This is a genomic window from Methylophaga sp. UBA5088, assembly GCF_002414625.1.
Classification (GTDB): Bacteria; Pseudomonadota; Gammaproteobacteria; order Nitrosococcales; family Methylophagaceae; genus Methylophaga; species Methylophaga marina.
In genome coordinates, this window is record NZ_DIAC01000058.1 from 14,390 (window position 1) to 14,829 (window position 440).

At 45.7% G+C, this 440-nt stretch carries 1 pseudogene; it reads right to left on the reverse strand.

Features of this window, described 5'->3' with window-relative positions:
* Nucleotides 1–440, reverse strand: a pseudogene (locus tag B4K20_RS07815) (sensor histidine kinase); the annotation flags it as partial.

The following is a 440-nucleotide window of genomic DNA, read 5'->3' on the forward strand; positions in this document are numbered from 1 at the left end:
AACGCAAGAAGTTTTGTTCTCGCTCCATAGCCTCATTAACGGATGATAATGACCCTTGAATTAAGGCGGCCATCTCGTTGAGTTCGGGATAAGCAAAGTCAGGAGGCGGGCGTTTTAATGTCTCTGGGGTCAGTTCATGTGTCCATGTGGTCAGCCGGGATACAGGCTGTGATAAACGCTTCATCAACAACCAGGTCAATAAGGCCAGAAGTAGGGTGATCCCGATACTCAAGGTAATAATAAACTGGCGGTTTTGTCTGGCATTTTTTCCAACCAAAGGAGAAGCATCCGCTTTGGTAAAGGGGCGGCTGATAAAATAGTCTTGGTTCTGAATTTTTAACTTAATAAGAAAGTACATCACGCCAGAGCCGCGCCCTGTCTCGCCACGTTGGTAATGTTTCTGCAAAGCTGCATAACGCTTTGGCTTATTGAAATATTGC